At 59.6% G+C, this 5792-nt stretch carries 1 protein-coding gene and 1 pseudogene; both read right to left on the reverse strand.

Annotation, left to right across the window (positions count from 1 at the left end):
- Nucleotides 1-15 precede the first annotated feature (15 nt).
- Nucleotides 16-354: a hypothetical protein gene (locus tag AC4PS6_RS18285; RefSeq protein ID WP_014716366.1), complete on the reverse strand. Its 339-nt coding sequence runs from the start codon at nt 352-354 to the stop codon at nt 16-18.
- A 150-nt stretch (nt 355-504) separates the two neighbouring features.
- A pseudogene (locus tag AC4PS6_RS18290) lies at nt 505-5792 on the reverse strand (LapA family giant adhesin); the annotation flags it as partial.

A 5792-nucleotide genomic window follows, 5' to 3' on the forward strand; every position in this document is an offset into this window, starting at 1 on the left:
GTAGGAGCGGTTGGATTAAATCAATCCTTTCTCGTCATCATCGATCAACTGGCTCAACCCACCCAACGCTTCCCGCGCCTGGTTACGGTCCATCAACTTGGCCTGGGCTGCCGGCGGCAGGTCGGTCACGCTGATTACGCCTTTGCGGGTCAGCACCTGGATCAAGTCATCCAGCACCCGGATCATCTCCAAGTCGCTCTGTTTGAGCTGGGCCAGGCTGGTTTCCACCACTTCGTTGGCGTACCAGGCCTGGATCTCATGGTGATCGGCCGGCAGGGTTTCAGTGGATTCGGTAAAGGCGATAGCCTCTACGCGAACCAGTGCGCCCTGTGCATCACGTTGCACGTAAAACATAACAACCCCTCGAAAATGCGCCACAGGCGTTCAACAGCATAGGTCAACGCTGCGTGTATGGGCGTGAGTATGCGATGCACCGTCCGCCAGGGCCAGCGACCCGCAGGCCAAAAAAACGGCCGCCTGAAAGGGCGGCCGATTAATCGTGTCTTAAGTGTGGTCGATCTTGATGGTCGGGTCGGCACCACTGATCAGCGAGTTGATGCTGGTGTGGGACCAGTCGTTGCCTTCCAGCTTGATCGTCACATCGGCATTGGCCAGGCCACCAGCGGCGTTGAGCTTGCCTTCACTGCTCACTTGCAGGGTCGACACGCCGTCTACCGTGGTGATTTTGAGGTAGTTGTCGATGGTGCTGTCGGTTTCACCTTTCAACAAATCACGCAGATCAATGCGGTCGCCTTCCGAGGCCTTGAAGTCCTTGATCACATCGTTGCCGATGTCGCCAGACTTCCACACAAAGGTGTCGGCACCCGAGCCACCGATCAGGATGTCGTTGCCCTGGCCGCCGATCAGCGTGTCGTTGCCGGTGCCACCCAGCAGGATGTCATTGCCTTTGCCGCCATCGAGTGTGTCGTTGCCGCCTTGGCCGAACAAGATGTCGTCGCCAGCGCCGCCCAACAGCGTGTCGTTGGCATCCTTGGCGCCGGAGACGTCGAAGTCCACATAGTGTTCGGTGACGTACTGGTGAACGTTAGAGGCGGTCACCGCAGAGACAGCCACGCCGGTTTTCTGCGCGACAAAGGCCTGCAGTGCGTTGTAACCCTCGCCATTGATCCCGCTGAAACTCACCAGGTCGCCGAACAGGATGTCGTTGCCGTCGCCACCGCTGACGGTGTCCGCGCCCGGCAACGTCGCCTCGGTGTGGCCGAGGATAGCGTTGGCGAGGTCCTTCGGATCGATGTTGGCCTGTGGCTTGCCATCGCTGTCGTACGGTGCCAGCTGATTCAAGCTGACCCCACTATTGAGGCCGATGGCTTCTACGCCACCTGTGGACAGACCTTTAAGCAGTGCGAACGCGCTGTTGGAGTTGAGGGTGGTGGAGTAGTCGGTATCGTATCCGAGGCCGCCTTGCACCGATATTTCATAGGTGCCATCCCCTTGGGCGTGGATGATTCCCTTGTTGTATCCCCAGCCGTAAGACCAGAGGGTCACCTTGCCGGCAGAGTTGATATCAAGGTAGTTATTCGAATCGATGTTGATCCGGGTGGCGGTACCTATGGTGTAGTTGTTCATGGTGACGACATCATCGAGCCTGACGTTGCCGTACAAGTACGGGTTGGTCTGCTCGGACGCTTGGTAAAACGTCGGCTGACCATCGGTGATGAAGTACGTTGTATTAATAGCGCCAGTGTTGCCAGTCGCCTGGGCACTTTTGAAGAAGTTGGACGCGGCCTTGAACACGTCTTCGTAGTTGGTCCCGCCGGTAGACACCATGGAGTCCAGGACTTTCTGCAGCGAGTCCAATGCACCTGGGTCTTTCAGGTTGACTGTCACCGTGCGATTGACCTGGTCGCTGAAATCCGCCAGGAAGATATTCACAGTGCCGGAGGTGCTGGCGCCGATACTGTTTTTCAGCGAGTTGAACGTGGTAGTCAGCGAGGTTTTTGCCGCTGCTATCGAGTCCGCACCCATACTGCCCGATGTATCGATCATGAACGCGATGTTGTAGTTCTTGCCCTGCACCACGTTCAGGCCGGCGATGTCGGCCACGACGATGTCGTTGCCATCGCTGCCATTGATGGTGTCGCTGCCCGAGGTGCCGGTGACCGAATTGTAGGTCGCCGGATGCACCGTGACTGGCAATTGCGCGGTGGTGGTCGCTGAACCGCCGATGCTCTCGGTGGAAGTCGAGGTGACTGTCAGGTTGAACTGGCCGCTGTAGTAGGTCGGCGGCTTGATGCTCAGCGTGTTCAGGTCCCAGCCGGTGACATTCACTTCGCCCACGGTTTTACCCGCAGTAAAGGTGTGCCCCGATGCGTCGGTAAGCACCGAGCCTGCCGGAATGCCGCTGATCTTCACGCTCAGGGTTTCGGAGCCGTCGGTGTCGGTCAGCGCGGTGGTGACCTTGGACAGTTTGACCGTCCCGTTCTCCTGGCCTTCGTTGAGCTTGTAGCCCACGTAGTAACCGTCGCCGTTGCTGCCATGCAGGTCGGATACGGTGACGCCGGCGTTGGTCAGGTCGGTAAGGCCGGTGTACAACGGCACGGTGCTGGTGCTCAGGTTCTGCACCGCCCCGCCGTTGATCGACAGGTTAACGTCGAAGCTGCCTGGGCCCGCCTGGTTGGCCTGGTAGATCTCAAGGCTGTAGTAACCGGTGGTGGTTGGCGTGAACGAGCCGCTGAACTTGCCGCTGTTGGTGCCCCACAAACCGCTGGCAACATCTTTACCGCCAACGTTGACCACCACGCTGTCATCGGCGATACCGCTGAAGGTGTAGCTCTTGCCCGCTTCCATGTAGATCAGGCCGGAGATCTTGGAACCAGAACCGGCGGTGACGTTGTCGACGGACTCGACGTTGGTCACCACGGAGGTGTTGTTGGGGGTGCCCGCGTTGTCGATGGCTTTTTTCAGTACGTCTGGCGCAGCGCCATTGCCGTTGTTTCCAAGGCCGGCGATGTTGTTCCAGCCCTGTTTGACCAGCCCGGTCGAGGCAACGTTGTTGTCCGCCACGCTGAGGGTCGGTGCGTCGGCCACTGGGGTGATATCCACTTTCACCGTGGCGCTGGTGCCCAGGTCCTTGCCATCGGTTGGCTGGAACTTGAACTGCGCGTAATCCGCCTGCTTGTTACCCACGCCAGTGCCGCCGTAACCGTCGGCGCCGGACTCGTTGGCATTCGGCGTAAAGCGCAGTTGGCCGCCATCGATCTGAGCCTTGGTAAAGGTCTGGCCGCTGCTCACGTTGGTCCAGGTGGTGCCATCCGCCGCCAGGTATTGCAGCTTGCCGGCTACCGGCAGCTCGGTGATTTTCACCCCGAGGCTGGCTTGTGGCGAGTCCACATCGCTCACGCCGAAGTTGGCCCAGGTCAGGGCCAGCGCGGTGTCTTCCGTACCGGTCACGGCACCGCCAGTGGCCACTGGTGCATCGTTGACCGCTACCACGTTGACGGTGGTGGTGGCCACGTTGGAGTAGTTGCCGCCATCGGTCACCGTCACGGTGATGGTGCGGGGCGTGGTGCTCGGGTCGTGGCTGTTGTTGGTGAACGTGATGTTCTGGATACGCTGCATGTAGTCAGCCAGCGTCGCACTGCCGGACAACGTCAGGGTAATAGTGCCCGTCTGGTTGTTGGTGCTGACGCTGATGCCATTCACGCTATTGCCCAGATTGAGGGCATCACCAGCCTGTGCGTTGGTCAGCGTGACCGTCGCGCCCGTCAGCAGTGTGCTGTCTGGGTCAGTGATCTTGATGTCCGTGTCGGCGATCGACACGCCCGGCCCGGCGGTACCCTCGGTAAACGTCGTCTTGTAATCGGCACCCGTGGCGCCGCTGGAGTTGTTGGCATCCAGGTCGATCACCGGCGGAGCATCGTTGTCGAGGATGTTGGTGGTGACAGTGCCTTTGTCGATCACCAGGTTCTCGAAGTTGCCTCCGGTGACCTTGTCGATGGTGATGACGATCTGTTCCGTAGGCTCGGTAATCTTGTCGTCGAGCGTGCGGATATCAAACGGCACACTGCTGGAGCCTGCCGGGATCTTCACGGTATACACGCCAGTGAAGTCCGAACCGTCAGTGGCGGTGCCGCTGTATTTGAGCGTCACGGTCACATCCGTTTGCGGCGGGTTGGTCAAGGTCAGGGTGTAGTGGGCGGTGCCACCTTCAGTGACCGAACCGTCGCCCGTAATGCTGATTTTGGTATCAGTCACTACATCCGTGACCTTGGTGACTGCGGGGCTGCCATCAACAATCAGATGCTCGTACTTGTCGCCACCGCTGACCACGCCGGTGATCTTGGCGCTGACATCATTGGCGCCGACATAGGCATCGTTCGGTGCGGTAGCCGTCGTGAAGCTGGTGGACTTGCCGCTGCCAATGGTGATGGTCGAGCCGTTATCCAGCCTTACCACCAGGTCGGAGCCCACGTTGTTCACGGCCGCGCCGTTTTTGTCGACCAGGGACGCGGTGTAGACGATCTGCCCGCCCTCGCTGACCGAGCCAGTGGCCTTGAGCACCACTGTCACGTCATCGATGGTGTCGTTGACGGTGGTCGTGGCGCCTGCAGGAGTGATGGTCACCCCCTCGAAATTGCCGCCGGTGGTGCCGGTGATCTTGACGGTCTGGGTGCTCTTGTCGATGAACACGTCATCGGTAGGCGCCGGGACGGTCACCGTGCCCACGGTCTCACCTTGCTTGATGGTGATGCTCGAACCGTTGTCGAGCTGCACCACCATGTCACTGCCGGCCTTGTTGCTCAAGGTGGCGGTGTAGGTGATCTGGCCGCCTTCGTTGACCGCGGTTGGGGCGGTCAGGGTGACGGTGGTCAGGTCGGTGGTGCCCGGTGTGTCGGTGACGGTGGTGTTCACCGCCGTCGTGCCCGGCACCAGGTTCTCGAAGTGCTCGCCGCCAGTCACGCCTTTGATGGCGGTGGTGACGGTTTGGTCGCCTTTGTAGACGTCGTTTGGCGCTACGGTGGTGATGGAACCGCTCGACTGATTCACACCGATGGTGATGGTTTTGCCATTGTCCAAGGTGACGGTCAGCGGATTGGTGATGTTGGTCACCGCTGCGCCGTTTTTATCCACAAGGCTGGCGGTGTAGACGATGTTGCCGCCTTCGCCAACGGTGGTAGTGGCGGTCAGGACCACATCGACTTTGTCGATGGTGTCGTTGATCGTGGTGGTGGCGCCATTGCCGGCAACTTCGAGTTTTTCGAAGTTGCCGCCGGTGGTCTCGGCGATCTTGACGGTTTGGGTGCTCTTATCGATAAACACGTCATCGGTAGGCGCAGGGACAGTGACGGTGCCAACAGTTTCGCCGGCCTTAATGGTGATGCTTGAGCCGTTGTCGAGTTTCAGCGTGACGTCGGTGCCGGCCTTGTTGCTCAAAGTTGCGGTGTAGGTGATCTGACCACCTTCGTTAACGGCACTTGGCGCAGTCAGCGTCACGGTGGTGGTGTTATCGGTACCCGGTGTGTCCGTAACGGTGGTGTTCACCGCGGTAGTGCCAGGGACCAGATTCTCGAAATGCTCGCCGCCGGTCACGCCTTTGATGGCGGTGGTGACGGTTTGGTCGCCTTTGTAGACGTCGTTTGGCGCTACGGTGGTGATGGAACCGCTCGACTGATTCACACCGATGGTGATGGTTTTGCCATTGTCCAAGGTGACGGTCAGCGGATTGGTGATGTTGGTCACCGCTGCGCCGTTTTTATCCACAAGGCTGGCGGTGTAGACGATGTTGCCGCCTTCGCCAACGGTGTTGGTGGCGGTCAGAACCACATCAACCT

The organism is Pseudomonas sp. DW-iso17 (assembly GCF_058725345.1).